We start from the raw sequence: 628 nt of genomic DNA, 5'->3' as shown, positions 1-628 counted from the left end.
CATCTTTATAGACGCATTTTGCATACTGATCTGCGAGACATCCGCTCGGCGCGCACGGATTTCATTCTGTAAATTCTGCAAATATTGATTGTTGTCGCCCACAAAGATACCGCGCCGGGCAAACCCCAAATCGTCGTTTGACATATCAACCTTAAGTCTCGCCGCTTCGACCTTGGCATCTTCCAGCCTGTTTCTGTTCAGAAGCTCATCCTTTGTACCGGGTGAAAATCCTTTGGAAACCAAGCCCAATTTACGAGCAGCAGATGCCTTGGCATTTTCTGCGGAAATGGTGGCAAGATTCAAGCGAACCTGAGCATCGCGTAGCACATTGTCGCAGCGGTCTATTAACGCCTGCTGCTGTACGGCCAGTTCAGCCTCCAGGTCTTTTATCCTGCTAAGATGAACGTCCAGGTTCGATTGTTTGAGCATAAGTTCATTCTGAAGCGAACTCGACTCTACCTGAAGCCCGATCAAAGTGGATCGGTCCACACGTTCGTTCTGGACCGTCGCGATGGGCCCTTCGTAGGCATCGTCTTTCTTGCCAGTGACATTCGTCACCGTCCCGTTGATCGGGGAGGTCAAAGACGACACCGGAGCATTAACGACTGCTCTTACAGACGTGGAAGTG

Annotated in this window: 1 pseudogene; it reads right to left on the bottom strand. The window is 50.6% G+C overall.

The features are described from left to right. Window positions 1-582: pseudogene (locus tag ACXJ5O_RS29125) on the bottom strand (HlyD family secretion protein); the annotation flags it as partial. Between the last annotated feature and the right edge of the window lie 46 nt (window positions 583-628).

Source organism: Phyllobacterium sp. P5_D12 (genome assembly GCF_054049495.1).
The sequence above is the reverse complement of the archived record's forward strand: the minus strand, read 5'-3'. Positions and strand labels throughout refer to the sequence as shown.